The sequence below is a fragment of the Eubacterium sp. AF34-35BH genome (assembly GCF_003477765.1).
Lineage (GTDB): Bacteria > Bacillota > Clostridia > Lachnospirales > Lachnospiraceae > Eubacterium_G.
In genome coordinates, this window is sequence record NZ_QUDZ01000006.1 from 81,150 (window position 1) to 106,902 (window position 25,753).

Below are 25,753 nucleotides of genomic sequence, written 5' to 3' on the forward strand. Positions count from 1 at the left end.
TGGGAGAGAAAAATATGCCTATTATAAATGAGATTAAACATTTTGATTTTAATGAGAGCGGACTTTCACAATTGAAAGTGCACGATAAAGGAGTTAATTGGCCGGTGGTTTACCTTATACATGATGAGGACAATCTTTACATTGGTGAAACTACAAGTGCCGCAGTAAGAATGAGTCAACATCTAAAAAATGACGAAAAGAAAAATTTAAAAGGTATAGAAATTATCTTTGATGGCAGATATAACAAATCTGTTATTTTAGATTATGAACAAAGGCTTATAAAATACTGTTCTGTAGATGGTAGATTTAAAAAAATTATTAATAAGAATAAAGGTCAGCAAGCTATTCACGATTATTATCAAAGAGAACAATATCGTAGTCAATTCAGAATTCTATGGAAGGAATTGCTTAACAAGAATCTTGCCAAAAACTCTTTAGATATTATTGAAAACGAAAATATTTTTAAGTTTTCTCCATACAATGCGTTAACAGGGGAACAAAATGAAGTAAGCATATCTATAATAAATGATATTGTGGATACATTTGAGAATGATAATAAATGTGTTAGCTTAATCAATGGATGCGCAGGAACAGGAAAGACAGTTCTGGCTATTAGTATTATTAATTCAATAGTAAATGCAATAAACATAGACGACAGTTTATTGGACAGTAAAGTGGAGAATTTCGAAGATGACATAGATGAAAATAAAAGAAGTGCGTTGCTAAGATTAAAAAAACATATTTCAGTAAATAGAGGTGGGAAACCGTTTAAAGTAGGTTTTGTTTTTCCAATGCCGGGAATACGTGCCACTGTTAAAAAGGTATTTAGAGATTGTGGAAATGGATTGGTTGGACAAATGGTTATTGGACCTACTGATGTTGTAAAAGACCAATATGATATTTTGTTTGTTGATGAATCCCATCGTTTGTCTAAAAGAAAAAATCTAACCGGATATAAGTCTTTTGATGACACATGTAGAAAACTGGGATTGGAGCCTAATAGTGCAAATCAATTGGATTGGATAATAAATTCAGCAAAGCATGTTGTTTTATTTTATGATCAAACTCAAACTGTTAAATCATCAGACTTATCCCATGATGAGTATAAGGAAACTTTGGAAAAATATAAGTACAAAATTCATCAACACAAACTAAAAACACAAATGCGCTGTGAAGGAGGAGATACATATCTTCAATACATAAAAGATGTGATGTCCTGTTTGCGTAAAAAACGTGAAAAAATAGAAAATTATGATTTCTTTATTTTTGATAATGTAAATACCCTTGTTGAGTCTATTCGTAAGAAGGATGATGAGATGGGATTGTGTAAAACTGTTGCAGGTTTTTCCTGGGAATGGAAAACTAAACCTAACAATAAGCCTAAAGATGATATGGAATATTACAATACATTAGTTCAAAATGGAGAATATGACATATTAATTGATGGAAATCATTATATTTGGAATTTGACAAATGATTCATGGGTAACCAGACAGGACTCTCACAATACTATTGGATGCATTCATACCACTCAGGGATATGATATGAACTATGTTGGTGTTATATTTGGAAAAGAGATTGATTATGATTTTGATACGAAATCAATTGTAGTGAATTTGGATGAGTATAAAGATTCAAAAGTAAAAGCAGGTACAGATGAGAATACTCTGAAAAAATTGATTATGAATACATATACAACTATATTAGCAAGAGGAATAAAAGGGTGTTATGTGTATGCATGCAATCCTAATATGCAAAAATATTTAAAGGAATATATTTTTCCGGCTAATGACATTACAATGAATAATAAATAATTTTGAAAGAGGAAGACATGAAATATAGTATAAAAACAAAAATGACAAAGGAAGAGTGCATAGAATATACAAAAGACATTTTGCCTAAATCAGGATGGCTGAAAAAATCCAAGTATCTTGGTTATGTTAATAATAAAGGATTCAAAATAACAGTGAACCCAAGTACAAACCGCTATTACAAACAAAATTCTTTTAAATCGGTAAATGTTGGAAAATTTGAAGAACATGATAGTGGTGTGATTATTCGAGTAAAACAAAGACAGTCCATAGCAGTGAGCATATTTTCAACAATTATATGCATATTTGCGTTATTTATCATTGGAATTATGAGTTTGGAAATTGTATATGGAGAAGATTATTCGCTTATTCCATGTCTACTTATTCCTATAGTAATATTGATAGTTGTAATTATAAGTTGTGTTTATGGGTTTAAGAATTGTGCTACAAAAGATATGGAAGAAATAAAGAAAATGTATTCTAAATTATAAATGTGACATAAAATTAGTCACATTTACAAAAATAAAGGCAAAAAAACATAAAATAAAAATTTCAAACAATACAATTATTGCCGATATTATTTAATAGTAATTATTTGGATTCATAATGAAAATGAACAGAATAAAACAAGTGCATTTTGTCTAAAATATATTTAAAATATAAATTGGCCGAGAAGTGCTTGTTATTTTATGATAATTCGGCTAAAATATATTCAGATTAGAAATTAGCCGAAAAGAGGTTTTGTATATGAGTTATATAAAAAGAAATCTGGAGAATGTGGTAAATCAGGTTACAAAGGAATACCCGGTGGTTCTTGTTACAGGACCTAGACAGGTGGGTAAGACTACAATGTTGCAGAAGTTAATGGAAGGAACAGAAAGGGGATATGTTACCCTGGATGATTTGAATGAAAGGGCTCTTGCTAAGTCTGACCCGGAATTATTCCTGCAATTGCACAAGCCTCCTGTATTAATTGATGAAGTTCAGTATGCGCCGGAATTATTTGCTTATATTAAAATGAATGTGGATAAAAATCATGAACCAGGGGCTTTTTGGTTGACTGGCTCACAGATATTTAAACTGATGGGAGGAGTACAGGAGTCACTGGCAGGCAGAGTGGCAGTGCTTTCTCTTACTTCTCTATCACAGGCAGAAATAGCAGGCGCTGATATGGAGCCATTTACCATAGAGATGGAAGCATTGGTTACAAGAAAGGCAGGCAGAACAGAAATTGATACAAGAGGAATTTTCGAACGTATTTATAAAGGTTCCATGCCTGCTATTGTAAGTGGTGTGAACAGCAACAGCCAGATTTTTTACAGCAGTTATTTGTCTACTTATATTGAGCGTGACGTTAAAGAATTGTCGGATGCTATTGATTCACTTAAATTTCTTCGATTTATTACTGCGGTGGCTGCAAGATGTGGTCAAATGGTTAATATAGCAGAAATTGCAAGAGATGCGGATATTAATCAAACACAGGCAAAGAATTGGCTGGGGATTTTGGAAACTCTGGGAATTATTTTTTACTTACATCCGTATTCCAACAATCTGCTAAAGCGTCTTGTAAAAACTTCAAAGTTGTATTTTTACGATACGGGATTGGTTTGTTACTTGACAAAGTGGAGCAGTGCTGAAACATTAGAAAGCGGAGCTATGAATGGTGCAATTTTAGAAAATTACGTGGTTGCAGAAATTAGGAAAACGTACCTGAACTGTGGAAAGGAACCATATATGTATTATTACCGCGACAAGGATGCCAAAGAAATTGATATTGTATTGGAACATGATGGAATATTAAATCCAATTGAAATTAAGAAAACCTCAAATCCGGGAACAGAATTGACAAAGATATTTAGGTTGCTTGATAAGGCATCAACACCATGCTCTAAAGGAGCGGTTATTTGTATGAAGCCTGCACTTGGTGCAATTGATAGGGATAACTATATCATACCGGTCTGGATGATATAAGGAAATTCTGATAAACCAACGCAAAACTCGGTAAGACAGGGCATCTCAGAGCAGGAGAAATATAACAATGATAAAAATACTTTTCATCTGCCACGGCAGTGTTTAATGGATGCTGTGAAAGCCTAGGCTTTAAAGGATTTTTTGATGATTGACGAATAATTTACACCTTATTTATACCTTTGGAAGACCGGATCGGAATAATAGAGAAATAAAGAAATAGATAAATATAACAGGAAGCAATTTTGTCATATTGGAAATAATTAAAATTTGCTGAACCGTGTTGATTTTATTGATTGAGTATAATAAAAGTAAGAACAGAAACTTCCATGTTTGAAGCGGTTACCAGAATTGACAAAGAAATGCAAGTTAGCCAATCCGGTAGTCCAGCATATTTTTTCATTGTCACCCGACGTTTTTACAAAACATATACTTATTCCGCTTGATGCGTCATTCTTGTTCTGAAAACAGGAACAGAATCCTTACAGCGACTGTAAGTGTTATTTATTGTGCTTCTGTGCTATCATTTACCCAGAAATGGATAGGAGGCATTCACATGAAACCAATTTTGAATATTGAAAATCTTACCAAAGTCTATGGGACGTTGCCAAACCAGACGAGAGCACTGAACGGAATCACTTTTCAGGTCATGCCGGGAGAGTTTCTCGGTATTATGGGAAGCAGTGGTTCCGGCAAATCCACGCTTCTCAACTGTATTGCAACTGTGATTCAGCCTACAGGTGGAAGCATTCAGGTGGAGGGAGATACTCTGCAATCCCTCAAGGAAAAGGCTCTTGCCGAGTACCGTGGCAAAGAAGTTGGTTATCTATTCCAGAACTTTGAATTGCTGGACAACCTGACTGGCAGGGAAAATATCCTGCTCCCGACTTCCTTGCATGGGGTAGCCGAAACAGAAAGCAGCCAGCGGCTGAAGCAGTTGGCTGACTATCTGGAAATTTCTGATGTTCTGGATAAGTTTCCGTCCAAGATGTCCGGTGGCCAGCGTCAGCGTGTTGCGGCAGCAAGGGCTCTGATCTTACATCCCCAAATGATCCTTGCCGATGAACCGACGGGTGCGCTGGATTCTAAGAACGCAAGAAGTCTTATGGAGAAGCTGTCCGGCCTGAATCGTGACGAACAAGCTACGATCCTGATGGTAACCCATGATTCCAATGCCGCCAGCTTCTGTAAGCGCATCCTGTTCATCCAGGATGGCGTGATCTTTCATGAGCTTCGGCGTGGAGACGAAAGCCAGCAGGAGTTCTACGGGCACATCCTGAAGGTGATGGCGCAACTGGGAGGGGGCAGCGCAAATGTTCTCTAATCTCATTCTTCGGAACAGTCGCCGCAGCCGAAAGGAAAACGGTCTGTTTTTCAGCTCCCTGGTGATTTCTATTGTTGCATTTTACATGATTCTTTCCATCTCCACTCAAGATGTGATGCTCTTTTTGCAGAAAATGGAGAGTGACGCAGTTGACAAACTCCTGCTTCTGATTCCTGCGTTTTATGGGATGACCCTCGGTATTCTGTTCTTTTTGATCTATTTTGCCTGCAAGTATCAGTTCGAGCGCAGACGGCATGAGTTTGGTGTTTATCTAATGTTGGGGATGCGTAGAAGTAAACTGTTTGGTATGCTTCTGGCGGAAGATTTCCTGACCAGTATTCTTGCCATGCTCATAGGATTACCTGTGGCTGTGGTGCTTTCAGAAATTGTCAGTCTTGTCACCGCCAAGCTGGTAGGCATGGGGATCATCGGTCATCAGTTTTCTTTATCCTGGTTTGCGATTGAATGGACGCTGGCAGGATTTCTGGCAATTAAGCTGACGGCACTTCTGATTTTGAGTGGACGAATCAGCCGCCAGGAGATCGGTACTTTGCTATCCCAGCCAACGAACCGCCCCAAAAAGCAAATGCCATCTGTTATCTATGGACTGGCTGCTATATGCGGAAGTGTGATGTTGGCAGTGGCTTACTACATGGCGATTCAGGGAATTGCATGGACAAAGGTAAGTATGATGGGACTGACTTTGCTGTTGGGCATAGTTGGTACGATGCTGCTTTTCTATGGGATGCGTGCACTGATTGCTTTGATTGTTAAGAAAGGAAAAGGAAATAAGCAGCTTCATGTATTTACCTTCCGGCAGATTCAGGAGAATGTCATTCATCAGTCAAACTCCATGGCCATCAGCTCCCTGCTGATTCTGGCGGCGCTGTGTTGTTTTGGTGTGGGCGTAGGAATTGCAGGAACGAATAACCTGTCTTCTGGCCATGTAATCGACTATACTTTTGAAGATCATACTGCAGAAGATTCATCGCAGGTTCTTCCGAATATAAAGGCAGTCCTGAAAGAAAACAGTTTGGAAAATCAATTTTCAGAGCTTTTTGAAATGAGGGTTGGGCGTATTCGCACCACAGAAGATTATGATAATGCCTACAGCATGGACGCTGTTATGGACTCTCTTCGGAGCCTGCCCCAGTCGGAAGACCGGGATGTCCTTCTGAACAATCTTGGTTATGCCACATACCCATATTTGATTTGTTTATCGGACTATAATCGTTTGTTGGAATTGTCCGGCAATCCGGCTCTCCAATTAGGCGAAAAGGAGGCCGCTGTCTATATTGATACAGAGTTTACTACGGTAAGCCGTACCGCAATGCTGAACCAAGTATTGGCCGGGCATCCCAAGGTGGAACTGGATGGTAGTCCGATTCATCTTACAGGAGAGGTTCAGTCTGTGAATTTGGTCACGGACCGTTCTATAACCTTGTCCTTTGCATTGATTCTTCCGGATGAAGCATTTCTATATTATAGTCAGGGAATGTATGATACCTATGTCAATGCGGTGCTCAGTGAGCAAGCTCTGAATGGAAATAGCCTTATGACTGCATATTTGGATTTGAACGAGAAGCTGGACGAAACTGACATTGAATATGAAAGCTATCTTCAGAATATGGGTCGTCAGCTTTTCTACACCATAGCATCCAGTTATATTACCCTCTATCTTGCGATTGTTTTCCTGGTAGTTGCCAACACCATCGTGGGTGTTCAGTTCCTGATGAGTCAGCAGAAAACCGGGCGCAGATACCAGACTCTGATCCGCCTGGGAGCTACTTACGAAACCCTTTGCCAGTCTGCTGGAAAGCAAATTACCTGGTTTATGGGACTTCCTGTATTGGTTGCGGCTGTCAGCAGTTTGTTTGGAGTCAGGGCGTTATTTACAGGGATACTCTCGTCCCGAACCCGTGGGACAGTGGCTGAAATGATGTTTGTATCTGCTGCTATGATTTTGCTGCTTTGCGTGATAGAATATATTTATATGAGAGTGGTCAAGCGCTCCAGTGATCGGTATTTGCTGACACTGATGCAGCCACAGAGAGAAGAATAATTTGGAAGGAGGTGCTGCCGTGAAAAGAATTGCTGTTGTGGAAGATGAAGTCTATATGCGGGAAGAACTCTGCAATATGCTTCAAAAGGACGGGTATCTTGCGGAGGCAATCACCGAGTTGGAAGATGCCGCTCGGCTCCTGGCAGCCCTCCGTCCTGACCTTGTGATCTTAGACCTGAATTTGCCGGAGATCAGTGGCTTTCAAATCTGTCAGGAACTAAAGAATAAAACCGCTATCCCCGTCCTGATACTGACTTCCAGAGATCAGGTAAAGGATGAACTGCAAGCGTTCCACTTGGGTGCTGATGAATATTTGACGAAGCCGTGCAGAAAAGATCGACTTCTTGCCAGGGTATCCAATATTCTCAAAAGGTATGAAGGCCGTACCAATCTCATAGAGGGACCAGATTTCCTGTTAGACCAGCAGACCTACACGCTTTATATTCATAATACCTCTGTCGTGCTTCCAAAAAATCAGGGAAAACTGTTGGTTGCTCTTTTGTCCGGCGGCGATGCTCTGGTCACGACGGAGCAACTTTGCATAGCACTATGGGGAACCACGGAATACATAGACGAAAATGCCTTGCAGGTTAATCTGACCAGGCTGAAAAAGACGATGTCCGGTCTTGAGATGAAGCAGCGAATCGTTGCGGTTCGTGGGATGGGCTATCGTCTGGAAACGGGGGTGGCTCCATGAAGCGGCTTTGGCACATGATAGAACGGTACTACCCCTGGCTGCTGTTGCTGTTGGGCGTGGATTGCTTTTGTGCTATCATTCTTTGGATTTCTGACATTCAGGCATTTCAAACCTTGAGTGGGTTAGTAGTTCTGACAAGCCTCCTTTTGTTTTCAGCAATTCTGTTTGTACTAAACAAGCGGGAGACCACCCGCCGAGAGCTGTTCCGGGATTTCCTCAGTGATCCTGCCATCTGCAACGAGGAACGGCTGCTCAGTGCCATCAGCCGGGAAGAAGGAGAATCTATCCGGCTTCTGGCATCAGTTTTACAGGAACACAAAACTGAGAGTAACAGTATGGCAGATGCCCTACAGGACTATGAAGAATATGTGGAGGGCTGGGCACATGAAGCGAAAACGCCCCTATCGTTGTTGACCATGCTCCTGGATAATCGGAGCAACGAAATGTCTCCTCCCCTGCAAGCAAAACTGGATTATGTCCGCAGTCAGCTTCAGGAGGATGTCACTCAGATGTTATACTATGCCCGGTTAAAGAGCAGTACAAAGGATTATCAGTTTAAGGATATCAATTTGAATGACTGCTTGGGGGAAGTTCTGGAGGACTATGCCCCACTTCTGGAAGAAAAGCAGTTTGTAATTATCAATAAACTGCAATCTGAAACAGTCTATACAGACCGTAGAGGGCTTCAGTTTATGTTGGGACAGATCGTGAGCAATGCCATAAAATATAGCAGCGATAGTCCCATGCTAACAATCTCTATGATACATTCGGAGATCGCAGATGTCCTTTCAGTTGAGGATAATGGCATCGGTGTAAAAAAATATGATCTGCCGTATATTTTTCAAAAGGGCTTTACCGGGGATTCTACTGACAGCAGAAAGAAAGCTACCGGTATAGGGCTTTACCTGGTTAAGAAGATGGCTGACGATCTAAACCTTCGTCTGGAAGCTGCTTCCCCGTGGGAAAAGGGCTTTAAGATAGTCATCTTCTTTCCAAAATTGAAATCCAACGGAGGAAAATAATATAAGCAAAAAACGGGGCTGTAAAATAAGTCTCTGCTAAAGAAACGCTAGTTCCGACAAATGCTGGTTCTGGCGTTTCTTTACATTAATATATGTTTTTTGAAAATCGTCACTGTTTTATGTAAAAAGGGTACACTTAATAAGCTTGGATAGATTTCTTCTGTACGTCCATATTTTTTATATCTTACATGTTGTTTTCGTTTGAAAAGAAATTTACGTCCATTAGGGCATATAGGATTTCCGTTCTCATCTCTTATATAGTTTACAGCACGATAAGGATTCGTGTGATGTTTTTTATCTGCCGTTTCTTTTTTGTACATGGTAAATATCATTAAATTTTTCCATTAAAGGTACAAAGCATTCCATGCCTTGTCTTCCATAAAATCAATTCTACGTTAAAAACATACCGTCTAGACAGCTATTTTTTAAGCTATCATTTGAAAGACATATATAATATATAGGCTCAAATGGTGAAAGTGCCCATTTGGGCCTATTATTGTATGAATTCATACGTTACAACCAGAGCAAGATCCACCCGTGTATTACAGTATTGTCATTTTGACAATATTGTATTACTTACGAGTGGCAGACTTGATGGGGATTACGTCCCCATACCCACGTGAAAATATAATTGCAGGCAATTACATTTTAGCAGATACGCAAGCGTTTCTGAGTAAGCATCATAGACAACAAAATAAGAAAATTTTGATAAGGCATTCACCTGGATAGGTGAGTGTTTTTTTATTTTCAAATATTTAATTAACAGAAAAAATAAAAAAGTTTTCTTCAGGGGGCTGTAAAAATGCCTCTCAGCGTTTCGTATTAATGAAAGGGTATTTTTTGCAGGAAAAATAAAAAATTTTCATCAAGAGCCTGTATTTATGCCCTTCATCTTTTGAATATGTGTAAGGACATTTTTTGAGCCGGCATAAAAATGATTTTTACAACAATTAGAAACAGAAACGAGGTGAGAAAAGAATGAAATATGAATACATGAAGGAGTCAGAGCAGATGCTTCAATACTTCCAGTTTCCGAAGTTTTTGCTAAAACTGCGAATTTCTCAAACTGCAAAATATCTTTATATGATTTTGTACGACCGGGCGCGGATATCAAGAAAGAATAGCTGGATAGACAAGTATGGAAATGTTTATCTGATATTTCCAATAGATGAATTGTCTGTTCAAATCGGCAAATGCAAATCTTCTATAAAAACAGCATTGAAGGAATTAGATGATGAGGGATTATTGGTTCGCAGATCCGGTGGATTTTCAAAACCCAATCATTTATATGTAAAAATACCATCTGATGAGATTGGGCTACAGCCGGTTGAGAATAAGGCGGTTGAAAAGATGGCTTTGATGGAGTCGGAAAAGCAACCATCATCTGGTCGTAAAAATGGCTGTACAGGAGTCGGAAATGTGGCACCTAGTAAAGTAACTGAGAAATATAAAAGTAATAAATATTATGAAGTAAATTATTGCTATGGGAAAGGAGAGAGTTTGTGATGAGAGAAGAAGATACCGTATGTGTAGGTAGTGATGGTTTGCGATACTGCAAAGTCTGTGGGGAAGCGAAAGAAGCATTTTTCCCAGAGGGTGGCTTTATGGGGATGAAGAAACATTCCAGGCAATGTGCCTGTGACAGAAAAGCGTATGAAGAAGAACAAAAATATTTTAAAGAGAAAGAACACCGGGAATTAGTCAGTAGAAATACGAGCATCTGTTTTGACGAGAGCAGGATGGAAGAGTGGACATTTGAGAATGCAGATATGTCAGATGCAGTAATGCATAAGGCAAAAAGCTATGTTGATAACTGGGAGGAAATGAAAAGAAATCATATAGGCTGTTTGTTCTGGGGACCGGTTGGTACCGGGAAAAGTTATATTGCCGGGTGTATTGCCAATGAACTTCTTAAGCGGGAAGTAACGGTAAAGATGACAAATTTCAATACCATTATTGATAATATATTTCCACTGGCAGACAAAACGGAATATATCAATGCATTGGCTTCTTACCAGCTTTTGATTATTGATGATCTTGGAGTGGAACGAAATTCAGAATATGCGTTAGGAATTATTTTTAGTGTCATAGACCGCAGGATCCGTTCGGGACGACCTTTGATCATCACAACGAATCTTCCGCTGAAAGAAATAAAAAGCGAGACCATGTTGGATAAAAGGCGTATCTATGACCGTATTTTAGAAATGTGTACACCCGTGTATGTTGGAGGCACAAGCAAACGAGAAGCGATTGCAAGTATGAAAATGGAGAAAGCGAAAACGCTGTTGAACACAAACAGAGGGAAGGAGGAATGCGAATGAATCATACAGAAAAAACAATACCTGTTTGGAAGAAATATTCTTTAAATGTTTCCGAAGCAGCAGAATATTACGGAATTGGAGAAAAGAGATTGAGACAAATCGCAGGTGAAAATGAAGGAGCAGATTTTATTTTGGAAGTTGGTTCGCATATCCGGTTCAAAAGAAAATTATTTGAAGATTATCTGGACACAGCCAGTACAGTTTAAGTGACAGAATAGAAGAAATAGTAATGAAAATAATGTTCATTTTATCTTAGCGAAGAGAAGGTCTTGTGGTATAATGAATAAACCGAGACGGTCTTCCAAGTTAAATGAGCATTTAATGAAGGAGACGAAATATTATGAGTGAAAAAAGGAGAGATCATAGAGGACGTATATTACACAATGGAGAAATACAGTTATCTGATGGCAGATATAGATTTAAGTATGTCGATGAGATGGGAAAGGAGCGCTGCGTATATAGCTGGCGCTTAGACCATAACGATGCAACTCCGAAAGGAAAGCACCGGGCTTTATCGCTTCGGGAGATGGAGAAGAAAATCCAGGCAGATCATTTTGAACAGATTGCAACAAATGGCGGAAATATGACGGTACTGGAACTGGTTGAAAAATATACATCAACAAAAACCGGTGTCAGACCTACTACAGTTGCAGGATACGGAACAGTTATCAATTTATTGAAGAAAGATCCATTTGGAAAAAGAAGGATTGATACGGTTCGGATTTCGGATGCAAAATGTTGGCTGATACATCTTCAGCAGGTAGAAAAGAAAAGCTATAGTTCCATCCATTCAATCCGAGGAGTTCTTCGTCCGGCATTTCAGTTGGCAGTGGATGATGACCTGATCAGGAAAAATCCATTTCAGTTTCAGCTAATGGAAGTGGTTGTGAATGACAGTGTGACAAGAGAGGCAATCAGCAGGGCTGAGGAACGAAAGTTCCTACGGTTTGTGAAGGAAGACCCTCATTTTTGCAGGTATTATGAAGGAATTTACATATTATTTAAAACAGGCCTTCGCATCTCGGAATTTTGTGGTTTGACGATTTCTGATATTGATTTCAAGGAGCATACGATCAACATCGATCATCAATTGCAGAAAAAATCAAAAATCGGATATTATATTCAAGAGACTAAAACAACCAGCGGAACAAGAAAGATACCTATGACTGCAGATGTAGAGGAATGTTTTCGGAAAATTATAGAAAAACGAAACCCGCCCAAAGCAGAACCTATGGTAGATGGAAAAAGTGGATTCTTATACTTTGATAAAAATGAAAGTATCTGTTATTCCCTGCACTGGGAGCATTATTTTCAACACATCATTCAGAAGTATAATAATACTTACAAAGTACAGATGCCTGTCATCACCCCTCATGTATGTCGGCATACCTATTGCTCAAATATGGCAAAATCCGGAATGAATCCAAAAGCATTGCAATATTTGATGGGCCACTCAGACATCAGCGTAACGCTGAATACATATACGCACGTAAATCTTGAGGATGCCAGGGAAGAAGTTGCCCGGATTCAGGTTGTGTAATTACGATTTTTAATTGAAAATAGCAAGGTGTAAAATGGAAAAACATACACCTTATTTTACACCTTTTGCGGACGATATTATGAGAAAATAAACCAGGTTATGCCAGAAAAGAAAAATTCACAAAGGCTTACAAAGCCCGAAAAACCAAGAAAAACTAAGAAATGCGAGGTTATGCAACAATGATAAAAATACTATTCATTTGCCACGGCAATATCTGTCGCTCAACTATGGCGCAATACGTGCTTCAGCACATGGTAGAGCAGGCGTGCATGGCACAACAATTTTATATAGATTCGGCAGCAACCAGTTACGAGGAAATTGGCAATGGTGTACATTCAGGTACACGAAGAAAGCTTGCACAGGTAGGTATTTACTGTGGTAATCATAAGGCAAGACATTTAGAAAAGTCAGACTATGACCAATTCGATTATATTATCGGCATGGACAGTGCCAATATGAAAAATATTGCACGTATAGTCGGAAGTGATTACAAAGGAAAAGTCTACAAACTTTTACAATTTGCCGGAGAGTCAGGAGATATTGCAGATCCATGGTATACAGGCAATTTTGACGTAACATATGAAGATGTGGAAAAAGGTTGCAGAGGTTTTCTGAGATTTTTAAACGAAAGAAGGTAAACTAGTATATGAAACAAGTTACATTAGGAAAAACAAATATCACTACACCCCAAAATGGATTTGGAGCATTGCCAATACAGCGAGTGGATATGAATACAGCAGTTGATATTTTGCATAGAGCCTACGAAGGAGGCATGACTTTTTTTGATACGGCAAGGGCATACAGTGATAGCGAGGAAAAACTTGGAGTCGCATTTAATGGAATGAGAGAAAAAATCTTTATTGCATCAAAGACCATGGCAAAAAATCCTGAAGATTTCTGGATTCAATTAGATACTACATTAACTAATTTAAAAACAGATTACTTGGATATATATCAGCTTCATTGTGTTCCACAGTGCTATGAACCGGGAGATGGTACTGGAATGTATGAGTGCCTAAAAAGTGCAAAACAGCAGGGAATAGTTAAACATATTGGTGTGACAGCACATAACATTGAAACAGCTTTTAAATGTGTTAATTCAGGATTATATGAAACAATGCAATTTCCATTTAGTTATCTTTGTTCAGCCAGAGAGATTGAACTTGTGAATTTGTGCAAAGAAAAAAATGTTGGTTTCATAGCAATGAAAGGACTTGCAGGTGGTTTGATTCACAATTCAAATGCGGCAATGGCATATATTTCTCAGTACGATAATGTTCTTCCAATTTGGGGAATACAGAAAATGGAAGAGCTTGAGCAATGGCTTCAATTTATGGACAGGGATCCGGTGTTAGACCAGGAGACAAGAAATTTTATTGCAAAAGAAAGAACTGAATTAGTGGGAGAATTTTGCAGGGGGTGTGGTTATTGCATGCCTTGCCCACAGGGAATTTTAATAAACAATTGTGCAAGAATGTCTTTAATGTTACGACGAGCACCATCTAAGGCATGGCTTACAAAAGAGATGCAGGCTGAAATGGCAAAAATAGAAAACTGTATTAATTGTGGCAAATGTAAAAGAAAATGTCCTTATGAATTAGACACACCGGAACTTCTTAGAAAGAATCTGGAAGATTACAAGAATGTTTTAGCCGGCAAAGTACAAGTATAAGTAATGCATATAATTCAAGTTGATATATCGTTTATAACAGAAATGTTAAATAGAAAATTAATACATAAAAATAGTATGTATCAATGATTGTAAAATTAAGTTAAAGGAAAATCACATGTAATAATTAAACAAAGTATACATAAATTCCTTTTTAACAATTTTCTTATTAATAAAAAAGTGATAATATAAAAAGGCAAAGGTAAAAAATAGAAAACGGAGGAGAAAGTTAAAGCTAATTTAACTAAAAAACATTATGGAAAGAAGAAAAGGTTTAACAGCTAGAAGGCTTATGGCACTTTTTTGTGTTTCAGCACTTTTAGTGGTTGTTTGTGCCACAGTTGTTTTAGGCGCAGACAAGGCAAAGTATTCCCCTGTAGTTTTTTCTACAGGTTGGGCGTTATTACCACCGGTTGTAGCTATTGCACTGGCGTTAATAACTAAAGAAGTTTACAGTTCATTGTTTATAGGTATTGTTGTTGGTGCCGTTCTTTATGGCAGTGGCAATGTTGAAAGAACAATACTCCATGCTTTCGGAGATGACAATGGCGGCTTTGTAAGTGTTTTAACAGATTCATACAACGTAGGTATTTTAATATTCCTTGTTATTTTGGGAACTATTGTCGCTATGATGAATAAGGCCGGCGGTTCGGCAGCATTTGGAAAATGGGCAAGCGAGCATATTAAAACAAAAGTAGGTGCACAGCTTGCAACTATTTTATTGGGTGTTTTGATTTTTATTGATGATTATTTTAACTGTCTTACAGTTGGTAGTGTAATGCGTCCGGTAACTGACAAGCATAACGTATCACGTGCAAAACTTGCATATTTAATAGATGCAACAGCAGCACCGGTTTGTATTATTGCACCGGTATCTTCATGGGCGGCAGCAGTAAGTGGTTTTGTAAAAGGGGAGGACGGCTTAACTTTATTTGTAAGAGCCATTCCTTATAACTTTTATGCAATTTTAACTATAGTAATGATGGTGACGATGGTTCTTTTAAAAGTTGAATTTGGCCCAATGGCAAAACATGAGAAGAACGCTGACAACGGTGACTTATTTTCAATGGGCGATAGAACACAGAACATTCAGGAAGATGAGCAGGGTAGCTCGAAAGGTAAAGTAATCGACCTTGTTATTCCGATTTTATGTCTTGTGGTTTGTTGTGTAATTGGAATGATTTACACAGGTGGATTTTTCAAAGGAAAAGACTTTATTACAGCATTTTCAAACAGTGATGCATCAGTAGGACTTGCAATAGGAAGCTTCTTCGGACTTGTAATTACAATTGTTTTGTATGTTATTAGAAGAGTTCTTCCGTTTAAAAACTGCATGGATTGTTTAGTTGATGGATTTAGGGCAATGGTTCCTGCTATTTTAATTTTAACAATGGCATGGACTTTAAAATCAATGACAGATTCTCTTGGAGCAAAAGAGTTTGTTGCAATGTCAATGAAATCTGTTGCAGGAGATTTTATTTCATTATTGCCTGCTGTTATTTTCTTAGTTGCATGTTTCCTTGCGTTTGCAACAGGAACTTCATGGGGAACATTCGGAATCCTTATTCCTATTGTAGTTGCAGTATTTGAGGGCAGCAATTATGAGTTAATGATTATTTCAATTTCAGCCTGCATGGCAGGTGCTGTTTGCGGTGACCATTGTTCACCAATTTCAGATACAACCATTATGGCTTCGGCGGGTGCAGAGTGTGACCATGTAAATCACGTATCCACTCAGTTACCTTATGCTATTGTGGCGGCAGCAGTTTCATTTTTCTCATTTATAATTGCAGGCTTTGTCCGCAATGCATGGATTGTGCTACCGATTGCAATTCTTATGATGATTGTGGTAATTGCTTTAATTAACATTGTTCAAGAAGATAAAGAATAGTATAAAATTGGAGTAAAAGCCAAGTATAAGCTTTCAAAATAAAAACATAAATTTTAAAAAATCTGTATTAGGTTAACCTGGTAGATTACCAGTGAACTTAATACAGATTTTTTTATCTCCAAAAATATTTTTTATTACTTAAAAAATAAGAAATTCCGTAAGAACAATATAAATTGGGGAATAGTTTATGGGGAAAGCATTAAAACTTAAAAAATAAAAATGTTTTTATAAAAAAAGTGAACTAAATAAAAAATAAAGAATTTTGTGAATAAAATGTGAGCGATATAATAAAAGAACATTTAACATGGGGAAGCTCGAATAAAAATTTTAAAGTATTTGGGCAGAAGAATATTGAGAAAGGAAGGAACGTGTTATTATGAACAGAGGGTTTAGTAAGAAAAATTGGTTTAGCAGACTTGTTTCAATGGTATTAACTGTTGCACTTATGATTACAACAATCGGTGTTGTTTCAGTAAGTAACAGCTCAAAGGTTTCAGCCGCAACAGCAGTCACATCAATGGACTATTATAACAGTGAACAGGGACCAACAATTAAGAAATCAGGAACAGGTGCAGTAAGCTTTGGATTTGTTTTACCTAAGTTTAATGGAAAAGAACCAAAAGAATTGAATTATGATAATGTAAGAGATGACATTCAGTTGTACGTTAAACAGGAGAACGGCACAAGCGGCGAATGGAAGAAGATTGAAGAAGTTAAGTCTTTTGTATGGAATGAAACTTGGGGTATTGAACATCAGCTTGACTGGGATGGCTGGGTTTGCTGGTTGAAAGTTTCAGAAACTACAGAATTCAGATTTCATAGCAAATCAAGTGGTGTAAACTTGGATTACACTTTAGAACTAGAAAAACTTGCAACTTATAAGCTTACAAGTATTTCTACTACAGAAGAAACAATTAAGGCAGACACAACAGGTGGTTCAGCTACACATTGGGGAGCATGGACTTTTAACGGTGACAAAAATATTAAGTATGAACAGATTCAGAATGATGTTGAAATTTTAGTTGACAATAACGATGGCAAAGGATTTGTAAAGTTCCTTGGCAATGCAAATTCAGGTTTCAAATGGGATCAGAACTTTGGTTATTATTCAGAGGGTGATGGCGGTTATTGGTTTACAAACATCAGTTGGTCATTTACACTTCGTTTCAAATCAAAGTCAAATCCTAATGTAATGCAGGATGTAAAAGTTGTTTATGAGAAGCCTGTTAGAACAAGTTATGCTTTAACAGCTTATGAGGGAACTTCATACGATGCAAGCAAAGTTGAAACAGCATCAGTTGGTATTCCACTTCCAAAGATTGGTGGAACAGAAGCAATTAAGGATGATTTAGACTTATTCAAATATGAAGTAAAAGTCGACGGAAAATGGATTGCCCTTACAGACGTAGCAGTTAGTGGCTGGGTTTACGAAGGAAATGGCTATAACAAATATTCATTAAGCAGTCAGTGGGGATATTTCATTGATTATGTTTATGGCTTATGGTTTCAGCCTGTAAGAGAAGATACAGAAATCAGAATCAGCTACCCTATTGATGGCAAAAAAGGTGGCGATGCAAGTAGCAATGCAATAATCTACACAATTAAGGGTAACACAGAATATAAAGCACAGTTACCTGCTGACATGACAGATATTAAAGTAGAAAACAGTTCAGAGGATTATACTCCTGCAGGTTGGAAAATGATTTTCAATGACGAATTTGACGGAGGCAAGCTTGATACAAACAAGTGGTCATACGATGAAGGATTCCTCCTCGAAGAAGATGATATTAATACAGCCGGATGGGGAAATCAGGAATTAGAATATTATACAAGAGATAATGTTTCTGTAAAAGACGGAAAACTTAATATTGACATGAAGAAGCAGTCAAAGATTTTTACCCAGAAGGGTGATAGCACAAAGAAAGCAGAAGCAAAATATTCTTCAGGTAAGATAACAACAAAGGACAAGTTCTCAGTTAAATACGGAAGAGTAGATTTTAGAGCAAAAATGCCAACAGGTACAGGTGTATGGCCTGCAATGTGGATGCTTCCAAATGATTCAGTATATGGTTCATGGCCTTTATCAGGAGAAATTGATGTATTTGAAGGACGTGGACGTACACCAAACATGGTATTTGGTACATTACATTATGGTTCACAGTGGCCAAACAACATTAACTCATCTGATGCGTTTGACATGACTAAAAATGGAAATGTTAAAACAGGTATTGATGATTGGCATGTATACAGCGTAGTTTGGGATGCAGAAAATATTAAGATTTACTGTGATGGTAAATGCTACTTCAAATGTACAGCTGGAGAATGGTACTCAGGTTCAGACAGAGGTAATACATATGCACCATTTGATCAGAGATTTTACCTTATCTTAAACTTAGCAGCAGGCGGAACTTTTGATAGTGGTTATGTACCTGATGACAATTTCACATCGGCCATGATGGAAGTTGATTATGTTAGAGTATATCAGAGAAAAGTTGCATCAAATGAAAATGAACAGAATGATAAGAATGCAAATGTAAAAACTGATGGTGCAAACGATGGCTTATACGGTGATTACAAGTTAGGTACAAAGATAATTACAAATCCTACAACTGAACCAACAACACCGGCACCAACAGAAACAACACCAGAGTCAACAAAGGCTCCGGAAAAAACTACAAAGCCACAGGTAACAACACCTATTGTTAAGAAGACTGTTGGCAAAACAAAGGTTAAGAAAGCAACTAAGAAGATTAAAGCGAAGAAAATTAGTATCTTATTAAAGAAAGCTAAGAATGCAAAGAAATATCAGGTACAGGTTTCTAAGAACAAGAAGTTCAAGAAGATTCTTGTTAAGAAAACTGTAAAGAAGACTAAGTTTACAATTAAGAGCAAGAAGCTTAAAAACAAGAAGAAATTATATGTAAGAGCTAGAGCTGTTGGTTGCAAAACATGGTCAAAACCTAAAAAAGTAAAAATTAAAAAGTAATTTATTTAGAAAGTAAGAAGTCTAGTAAGGGCTTCTTACTTTTTTGCAACTTTGCTTGCCAAATAATTCATTAATTATTAAAATATAGAAGTAAATGTCTAGGAAAAATATTAGTAGAAATATTTATGGCTAAAGAATGATTTCTACAATTTTAATAAGGAGGAAATATGGCTAAAAAGAAGTTAGGATTTGGTTTGATGAGATTACCACTTGTAGACCAAAATGAAGCAGCAGATGTTGATATAGAAGAAATGTCCAAAATGGTGGACACATTTTTGGAACGTGGATTTACATATTTTGATACAGCTTGGATGTATTGTGGATTCAAAAGTGAGAATGCTACAAAAGAGGCTTTGGTAAAACGTCATTCAAGAGACAGCTTTACTTTGGCTGACAAATTGCATGGTGGATTTTTTAACACAATAGAAGAAGCAGATGAGATTTTTAATCAGCAGCTTGAAAAGACAGGTGTAGAGTTTTTTGATTACTACTTACTTCACGATATTGGTTTAGATCATTACAAGAAGTACACAGACCTTGGATGTTTTCAGTGGTTGGTTGATAAAAAGAAAGCAGGACTTGTTAAGCATATTGGTTTCTCATTCCACGATAATGCAGAGTTGTTGGACAAGGTTCTAACAGAACATCCGGAAATGGAATTTGTTCAGCTTCAGATTAATTATCTTGACTGGGAAAGTGAAGGCGTTCAGTCACGTAAATGCTATGAAGTAGCTACAAAACATGGGAAGCCGGTTATTGTTATGGAGCCGGTAAAAGGTGGAACTTTAGCTAATGTGCCTGAGGCAGTTGAAGAACATTTCAAGGCATACAATAGCGAAATGTCAGTGCCATCATGGGCAATTAGATTTGTGGCAAGTCTTGATAATGTAATGATGGTTTTAAGTGGTATGAGTAATATGGAACAGCTTCTTGATAACACTGATTATATGATGGATTTTAAACCATTAACAAAAGAAGAAGTTGACCTTGTTATGAAAGCTACAGATATTTTAAATGAAAATATAGAAATTCCATGTACAGGTTGTTCATACTGTACTGAGGGTTGTCCAAAGAAAATTGCTATACCAAAGTATTTTTCTTTATACAATGCAGATAAACAGGAAGTAAAAGAAAAAGGCTGGACACCACAGGGTGAATATTATGACAGATTAACAGGAATTTTTGGTAAGGCAAGCGATTGTATTGCCTGTGGTAAGTGTCAGAAAATTTGTCCACAGAACTTACCAATTATTGAAGACTTAAAGAAAGTGGCAGAATATTTTGGAAAATAATAATGGTTTGAATATATAATTTCTTAATAATAAATTTGGGATTAATATAATTTTATAGTTAAGAAATAATATAAGAACCGACTTTATAATAAAAAACTAAAAACGAAAGGAATTTAAATGGCAAAGGAAGCAAGATTTACAGGAACAGATACTTATGTAGCATCAGATGATTTAATGGCATCAGTGCAGGTGGCAAGAGAATTGCAGAAACCTCTTCTTATTAAAGGAGAACCAGGAACAGGAAAAACAATGTTGGCGGAGGCAGTTGCTAAGGCTCTTGACATGGAGTTACTTATTTGGAACATTAAGTCAACAACAAAGGCGCAGGATGGCTTATATATTTATGATACAATTCAGAGATTGTACGACAGCCAGTTTGGTGAAGCAGGAGTAGATGACATTGGACACTATATTAAGCTTGGAAAACTTGGTGAAGCTTTTAAGAAGGATAAGCAGGTTGTTCTTTTAATAGACGAAATCGACAAGGCAGACTTGGAATTCCCTAATGACCTTCTTTGGGAATTGGACAAAATGGAATTTTATATTAACGAAACAAAGGAAACAGTAAAGGCAAAGGTTCGCCCAATTGTTATTATTACATCTAATGCGGAAAAAGAATTGCCTGATGCATTTTTACGTCGTTGTGTATTCCATTACATTACATTCCCTGAACCGGCATTAATGAAGCAGATTGTAGATGCTCACTTTGAAAATTTAGAAGAGAATCTATTAGATCAGGCAATGAATACTTTCTATAAAATCAGACAGATTAGGGATTTAAGAAAGAAACCAAGTACATCGGAATTTATTGACTGGATTAGAGCATTAATGATTGGTGGCGTTGATCCTGAAACAATAAGCGTCAAGTTGCCATATTTAGGTGTGCTTATTAAAAAAGATGAAGATTTAGAAACAGTAAGACTTGTTAGCAGATAATATGGAGGAAATATGTTTACACCATTTTTCTACACATTGAAAAGTAATGGATTGGATATATCTACAACAGAATGGCTTACTCTTATGGAAGCTTTAGATAAGGGGCTGGCACATTCTAATTTTACTGACTTTTATTACTTGTGTAAAACAGTGCTTGTAAAAAGCGAAGCTGATTACGATAAATTAGATTCTGCTTTTTTAGAGTATTTTAAAAATATCAAAACTGACAAATTAAATATGGAAAAATTAAACAAATGGCTCCATAACGACAGTGACAGAGTTCGTTTAACTAATCCTGAAGATTTTGTAGATAAACGTACAGAGCGTGAGGCAAAAGAAGTTCACAGAATGTTTCGTGAAAGATTAGGCGAGCAACACACTGAGCATAACGGTGGAAATCACTGGATTGGTACAGGCGGTGGTTCGGCTTTTGGCAAAAACGGTCATGTAGCAGGTGGCATCCAACTTGGAAATGAAGCCGGAATGAAAACAGCATTTGCCGTAATGGGTGAGAGACGTTACAGAGATTTCAGAAGAGACACTAAACTTACAATGAGACAGTTTCAGGTGGCTTTCAGGGAACTACGTCAGTATTCACGAAAAATGGATTTGCCAAAGACAGAGTTAGATATTGACGGGACCATTTCTTCTACCTGTAATCAGGGTGGTTATCTGAAACTTGAGTTTCAGCAGCCTAGAAAGAATTCTGTTAAACTTATGCTAATTTTTGATAGTGGTGGGTCAATGTATCCTTACAGTGAATTGTGCAACCAGCTATTTCAGGCAGTAAATAAAGCAAATCATTTTAAGGACGTAAAAACTTTCTACATTCACAATTGTATTTACGCAAAGTTATACAAAACACCTGAGTGTGCTCCGGGAGAATGGATTGACACAACTTATGCTTTTAATAACTATGACAAGGATTACAAGGTTATAGTTGTAGGTGATGCTGGAATGGCGCCGGAAGAATACTACGACAAAAACGGAAATTACAGCGGGCCTAATAACGGACTTTCAGGACACGAATGGATTCAGTTGTTTAAGAAGAAATATCCACATACCATTTGGCTTAATCCATCATTCCATGGTGATTTAACAAAGAATTACTGGATGGAATCAGAAAGAGCCATTAAGGAAATCATAGACATGTATCCATTGACAGTTAATGGCTTAAAGGCAGGAATTAAAAAGTTGATGTCAGATAAATAACACACTCCCTGTTATATTTGTTTCTTAAATGTATATAGGGTACAAAAAGGTGGCTACACAAAAGTGCAGCTGCTTTTTTTTGAAAAATTGCATAAAAATACTTGATAAAAACATTTTTCTTTGTTTATATAGAAATATAATTTTTGTTTAATGAGGAATTTATTGAAAAGTTTTGTTGAATGAATTTTACAGATAATTCAGAAAAGACGGAAAGTATTTTTTTATTAACAATTATGATTGGGAAAGGAAGTTATTTGTTACATTATATCAGGTAGCAAAAATACAAGGACAAAAACATGAAAAGAATAGTGAAAAAAGTGGGGGCTGTTGTAATGTCACTGGCAGTAGCTGTATCAGGAATTACAATTGGTGAAACAAAAACAAAGAGTGTAAAAGCTGCAAACAATTGGAACTTGGTATGGTCAGATGAGTTTAACGGCACATCTCTTGATACATCTGTATGGTCATACGAAATTGGAAACGGAAACTGGGGCTGGGGTAACGGAGAAATTGAATATTATACAAACAGAACTGACAATGTTAGAGTAGCAGGCGGTTCATTACAGATTATTGCAAAAAAAGAAAATTATGGTGGACAGAAATATACATCAGGTAGAATTATTTCAAAGGGCAAGAAATATTTTAAATATGGAAAAATGGAAGCCAGAATAAAAGTAGAAAATGGAAATCAGGATGGTGTTTGGCCTGCATATTGGATGATGGGCGAAAACATGAACGAAGGAGTTGGTTGGCCATATTGTGGGGAAATTGACATTATGGAACATGCTAATTCCAACAATTATGTAGGCGGTTGTCTTCATTGGAACACAAATGGTTTAAAGGGTGAGTATTCACATGGCTCATATGGAAGTGGTTTTGATGGTGCAGAAAAAGCTTTTGGATATTACACTGACAATGAAAATAATGGAATTAACGGTTGGCATACATATACACTAATATGGGATGCTAATCATATGGAATGGCAGTTAGACGGAAAGACATACTTAAGTCAGTCAATTACAAGTAATAATGCATATTGCTTCCAGAAAGAACAATTTTTCTTATTTAACCTTGCTATTGCCGGACCGGATACAGGATTTACTAACAATGTTACAGCTAACGATGCAACATTTAAGACAGCAACAATGTATGTTGATTATTTAAGAGTATATCAGCAGGGAAATGGAACAAATACAACTACTCCTAGTACAACAACAAAGGCCAATACAACAACAAAGCCGGCTACAACTACTAAGGCGCCTGCAACAAGTCCTGTTGAAACAATTACAAAAGTTTCATACGAAGATACAGACTTAGTCGCTAATACAGACAAAAAATTTGGAACCTATTTTGATACACAGGATAATAGCTGGGGCGGTGGAGTTACAGGTACAATTACTGCTGCAACAAACAAAGGAATAACAGTTGCTTTGGATAAATTAGGAACTAACAGATGGGCAGCACAGGCATCACTGGGAACTCTTAAATATTATCCAGGCTATACATACAAATACAATGCAACTATTACATCAGACATAGATAGAACTCTTGTGGTTAAAGTAGTAGGAAATGATGATGGACAACATGACTCACCTGTATTAGAGAACAGAACAATTAATGTAAAAGCAGGTGTCCCTTACCATTTAAGTCTTTATGTAACAATACCTAAAGATTATACTTCAGAGTTGTATTTATATTACGGTCTTGGAAAAGGAAATGAAGAAACTGTAGATTCTAATGCAAAGAATACAATTCGCATTTCAAATGTAAGCTTTTCAACAACAAGAAAAGTAATTGAATCAGAAACAGTTAATCGTCCAACAACTACAGGTAACGGAAATAAGGTTACATCAAATGAAGGTACAACAAATAACGTTACATCAAATGAAGGTACAACAAATAAGGTTACATCTGCTAAGGGCATACAGGCTACAAAGAAACAGTTAGGGAAAACTACTGTAAAGAAGGCAACAAAGAAGAAAAATTCTAAAAAAGTAAGCTTAAAGTTTAAGAAAGTAAAAGGTGCTAAAAAGTATCAGGTACAGTTTTCTAAGAGCAAAAAGTTTAAAAAGATAATATTAAAGAAGACAGTTAAAAAGACAAAGCTTACAATTAAGAAGAAAGTTTTGAAAAATAAATCAAAACTTTATGTTAGAGTAAAAGCTGTAGGCAGCAATAAATGGTCAAAACCAAAGAAAGTGAAGATTAAAAAATAATGGCGCATATATATTTTACAAGACATGGTCAGACAGTTTGGAATGTTGAAAACAAGATTTGTGGAGCAACAGACAGTCCACTAACAGAATTAGGACACAAACAGGCAATTGAACTTGGAGAAAAAATTAAATCAGAAAATTTACAGATAGATGAAATTCTATGTTCTCCTTTGTCAAGAGCGGCTGACACTGCAAAACACATAGCAGAAATCACAGGTGTGCCACTACGTGTAGAACAGCGTTTGAAAGAACAGAATTTTGGCAAGTATGAATCAACTCCAAGACATGGAGAAGAATTTGAAGAGGCAAAACAAAATTTTATTTACGATTTTGATGGTGGAGAGACAATGCTACAAATGGCAGCAAGAATATATAGTCTTTTGGATGAACTAAAGGAACAGACAGACAAAACATATTTGTTGGTTGCTCATAATGGAATTTCAAGAATTGTGCAGTCATATTTTTATAATATGAGTAATGAAGAATTCGCAGCTTTTGGAATTAAAAACTGCCAGATTGTAGAATATGAATGGTAGTGGACGTTATGGTAACAGAATACAGGAGCCACAATGCCAGCAGATGACATCCCAACAAAATGCAGTGACCATAATGCTAGCAGATGATATTGCAACAGCATAAAAGAGCCATAAAGGCATAAAAGATTTTAAAAATAAAAAAGAGGCCTTCTCATAGCGATTCTGAAAAATTACAGTAATGATTTTTCGGGAATATATGAGAAGGTTTCTTTTTATTATATATTTTGTAATTACCATGTAGTTTATAGCTACTGTATAGCTTGTTAATTA

At 36.9% G+C, this 25,753-nt stretch carries 20 protein-coding genes; all 20 read left to right on the forward strand.

The window, feature by feature from the left end; genetic code table 11:
* Window positions 1-14: 14 nt before the first annotated feature.
* Window positions 15-1,814 (forward strand): DUF2075 domain-containing protein, encoded by a 1,800-nt coding sequence (locus tag DWZ69_RS08170; protein WP_118436682.1) that lies wholly within the window; start codon window positions 15-17, stop codon window positions 1,812-1,814.
* A gap of 17 nt (window positions 1,815-1,831) precedes the next feature.
* Window positions 1,832-2,302 carry a hypothetical protein gene (locus DWZ69_RS08175; protein ID WP_117999726.1) on the forward strand — a complete coding sequence of 157 codons (471 nt, stop codon included), beginning with the start codon at window positions 1,832-1,834 and terminating at the stop codon, window positions 2,300-2,302.
* Window positions 2,303-2,558: 256 nt separating this feature from the next.
* On the forward strand, window positions 2,559-3,782 hold the full coding sequence (locus DWZ69_RS08180) for an ATP-binding protein (protein WP_118436684.1): 1,224 nt from the start codon (window positions 2,559-2,561) through the stop codon (window positions 3,780-3,782).
* A 553-nt stretch (window positions 3,783-4,335) separates the two neighbouring features.
* The gene (locus tag DWZ69_RS08185; protein WP_117831243.1) at window positions 4,336-5,103 is read left to right on the forward strand and encodes an ABC transporter ATP-binding protein; all 768 of its coding nucleotides are present in this window, start codon (window positions 4,336-4,338) and stop codon (window positions 5,101-5,103) included.
* The gene (locus tag DWZ69_RS08190; protein WP_118436686.1) at window positions 5,093-7,165 is read left to right on the forward strand and encodes an ABC transporter permease; all 2,073 of its coding nucleotides are present in this window, start codon (window positions 5,093-5,095) and stop codon (window positions 7,163-7,165) included. Before DWZ69_RS08185 ends, DWZ69_RS08190 begins: the two co-directional genes overlap by 11 nt.
* A gap of 19 nt (window positions 7,166-7,184) precedes the next feature.
* Window positions 7,185-7,862 (forward strand): response regulator transcription factor, encoded by a 678-nt coding sequence (locus DWZ69_RS08195; protein WP_055218786.1) that lies wholly within the window; start codon window positions 7,185-7,187, stop codon window positions 7,860-7,862.
* Window positions 7,859-8,884, forward strand: a complete 1,026-nt coding sequence (locus tag DWZ69_RS08200) for a sensor histidine kinase (RefSeq protein WP_117603800.1) — start codon at window positions 7,859-7,861, stop codon at window positions 8,882-8,884. Before DWZ69_RS08195 ends, DWZ69_RS08200 begins: the two co-directional genes overlap by 4 nt.
* A 978-nt stretch (window positions 8,885-9,862) precedes the next feature.
* Window positions 9,863-10,390 carry a replication initiator protein A gene (locus DWZ69_RS08215; protein ID WP_117603801.1) on the forward strand — a complete coding sequence of 176 codons (528 nt, stop codon included), beginning with the start codon at window positions 9,863-9,865 and terminating at the stop codon, window positions 10,388-10,390.
* Complete coding sequence (locus DWZ69_RS08220) at window positions 10,390-11,205, forward strand: ATP-binding protein (protein WP_117946846.1); 816 nt, start codon at window positions 10,390-10,392, stop codon at window positions 11,203-11,205. The genes DWZ69_RS08215 and DWZ69_RS08220 overlap by 1 nt, the downstream gene beginning before the upstream one ends.
* Complete coding sequence (locus DWZ69_RS08225) at window positions 11,202-11,411, forward strand: excisionase (RefSeq protein WP_004844954.1); 210 nt, start codon at window positions 11,202-11,204, stop codon at window positions 11,409-11,411. The genes DWZ69_RS08220 and DWZ69_RS08225 overlap by 4 nt, the downstream gene beginning before the upstream one ends.
* Window positions 11,412-11,545: 134 nt before the next feature.
* Window positions 11,546-12,745: a site-specific integrase gene (locus DWZ69_RS08230; protein ID WP_117603803.1), complete on the forward strand. Its 1,200-nt coding sequence runs from the start codon at window positions 11,546-11,548 to the stop codon at window positions 12,743-12,745.
* Between the two features lie 179 nt (window positions 12,746-12,924).
* On the forward strand, window positions 12,925-13,383 hold the full coding sequence (locus tag DWZ69_RS08235) for a low molecular weight protein-tyrosine-phosphatase (protein WP_117999829.1): 459 nt from the start codon (window positions 12,925-12,927) through the stop codon (window positions 13,381-13,383).
* Window positions 13,384-13,391: 8 nt separating this feature from the next.
* The gene (locus DWZ69_RS08240; protein WP_117999731.1) at window positions 13,392-14,417 is read left to right on the forward strand and encodes an aldo/keto reductase; all 1,026 of its coding nucleotides are present in this window, start codon (window positions 13,392-13,394) and stop codon (window positions 14,415-14,417) included.
* Window positions 14,418-14,670: 253 nt separating this feature from the next.
* Window positions 14,671-16,305, forward strand: coding sequence for a Na+/H+ antiporter NhaC family protein (locus DWZ69_RS08245; RefSeq protein ID WP_117999732.1), 1,635 nt, complete (start codon window positions 14,671-14,673; stop codon window positions 16,303-16,305).
* A 376-nt stretch (window positions 16,306-16,681) separates the two neighbouring features.
* Window positions 16,682-19,291, forward strand: a complete 2,610-nt coding sequence (locus tag DWZ69_RS08250) for a glycoside hydrolase family 16 protein (protein ID WP_118436688.1) — start codon at window positions 16,682-16,684, stop codon at window positions 19,289-19,291.
* 167 nt (window positions 19,292-19,458) lie between these two features.
* On the forward strand, window positions 19,459-20,583 hold the full coding sequence (locus DWZ69_RS08255) for an aldo/keto reductase (RefSeq protein ID WP_118436690.1): 1,125 nt from the start codon (window positions 19,459-19,461) through the stop codon (window positions 20,581-20,583).
* A gap of 117 nt (window positions 20,584-20,700) precedes the next feature.
* Entirely contained in the window at window positions 20,701-21,519 is an 819-nt protein-coding gene (locus DWZ69_RS08260; RefSeq protein WP_022165906.1) for a MoxR family ATPase, read from the forward strand.
* Window positions 21,520-21,531: 12 nt separating this feature from the next.
* A complete protein-coding gene (locus DWZ69_RS08265) occupies window positions 21,532-22,731 on the forward strand; it encodes a hypothetical protein (RefSeq protein ID WP_022165905.1) in 1,200 nt (399 codons plus the stop codon).
* Window positions 22,732-23,027: 296 nt separating this feature from the next.
* Window positions 23,028-24,947 (forward strand): glycoside hydrolase family 16 protein, encoded by a 1,920-nt coding sequence (locus tag DWZ69_RS08270; RefSeq protein ID WP_118436692.1) that lies wholly within the window; start codon window positions 23,028-23,030, stop codon window positions 24,945-24,947.
* The gene (locus DWZ69_RS08275) at window positions 24,947-25,483 is read left to right on the forward strand and encodes a histidine phosphatase family protein (RefSeq protein WP_022165903.1); all 537 of its coding nucleotides are present in this window, start codon (window positions 24,947-24,949) and stop codon (window positions 25,481-25,483) included. The genes DWZ69_RS08270 and DWZ69_RS08275 overlap by 1 nt, the downstream gene beginning before the upstream one ends.
* Window positions 25,484-25,753: the final 270 nt, after the last annotated feature.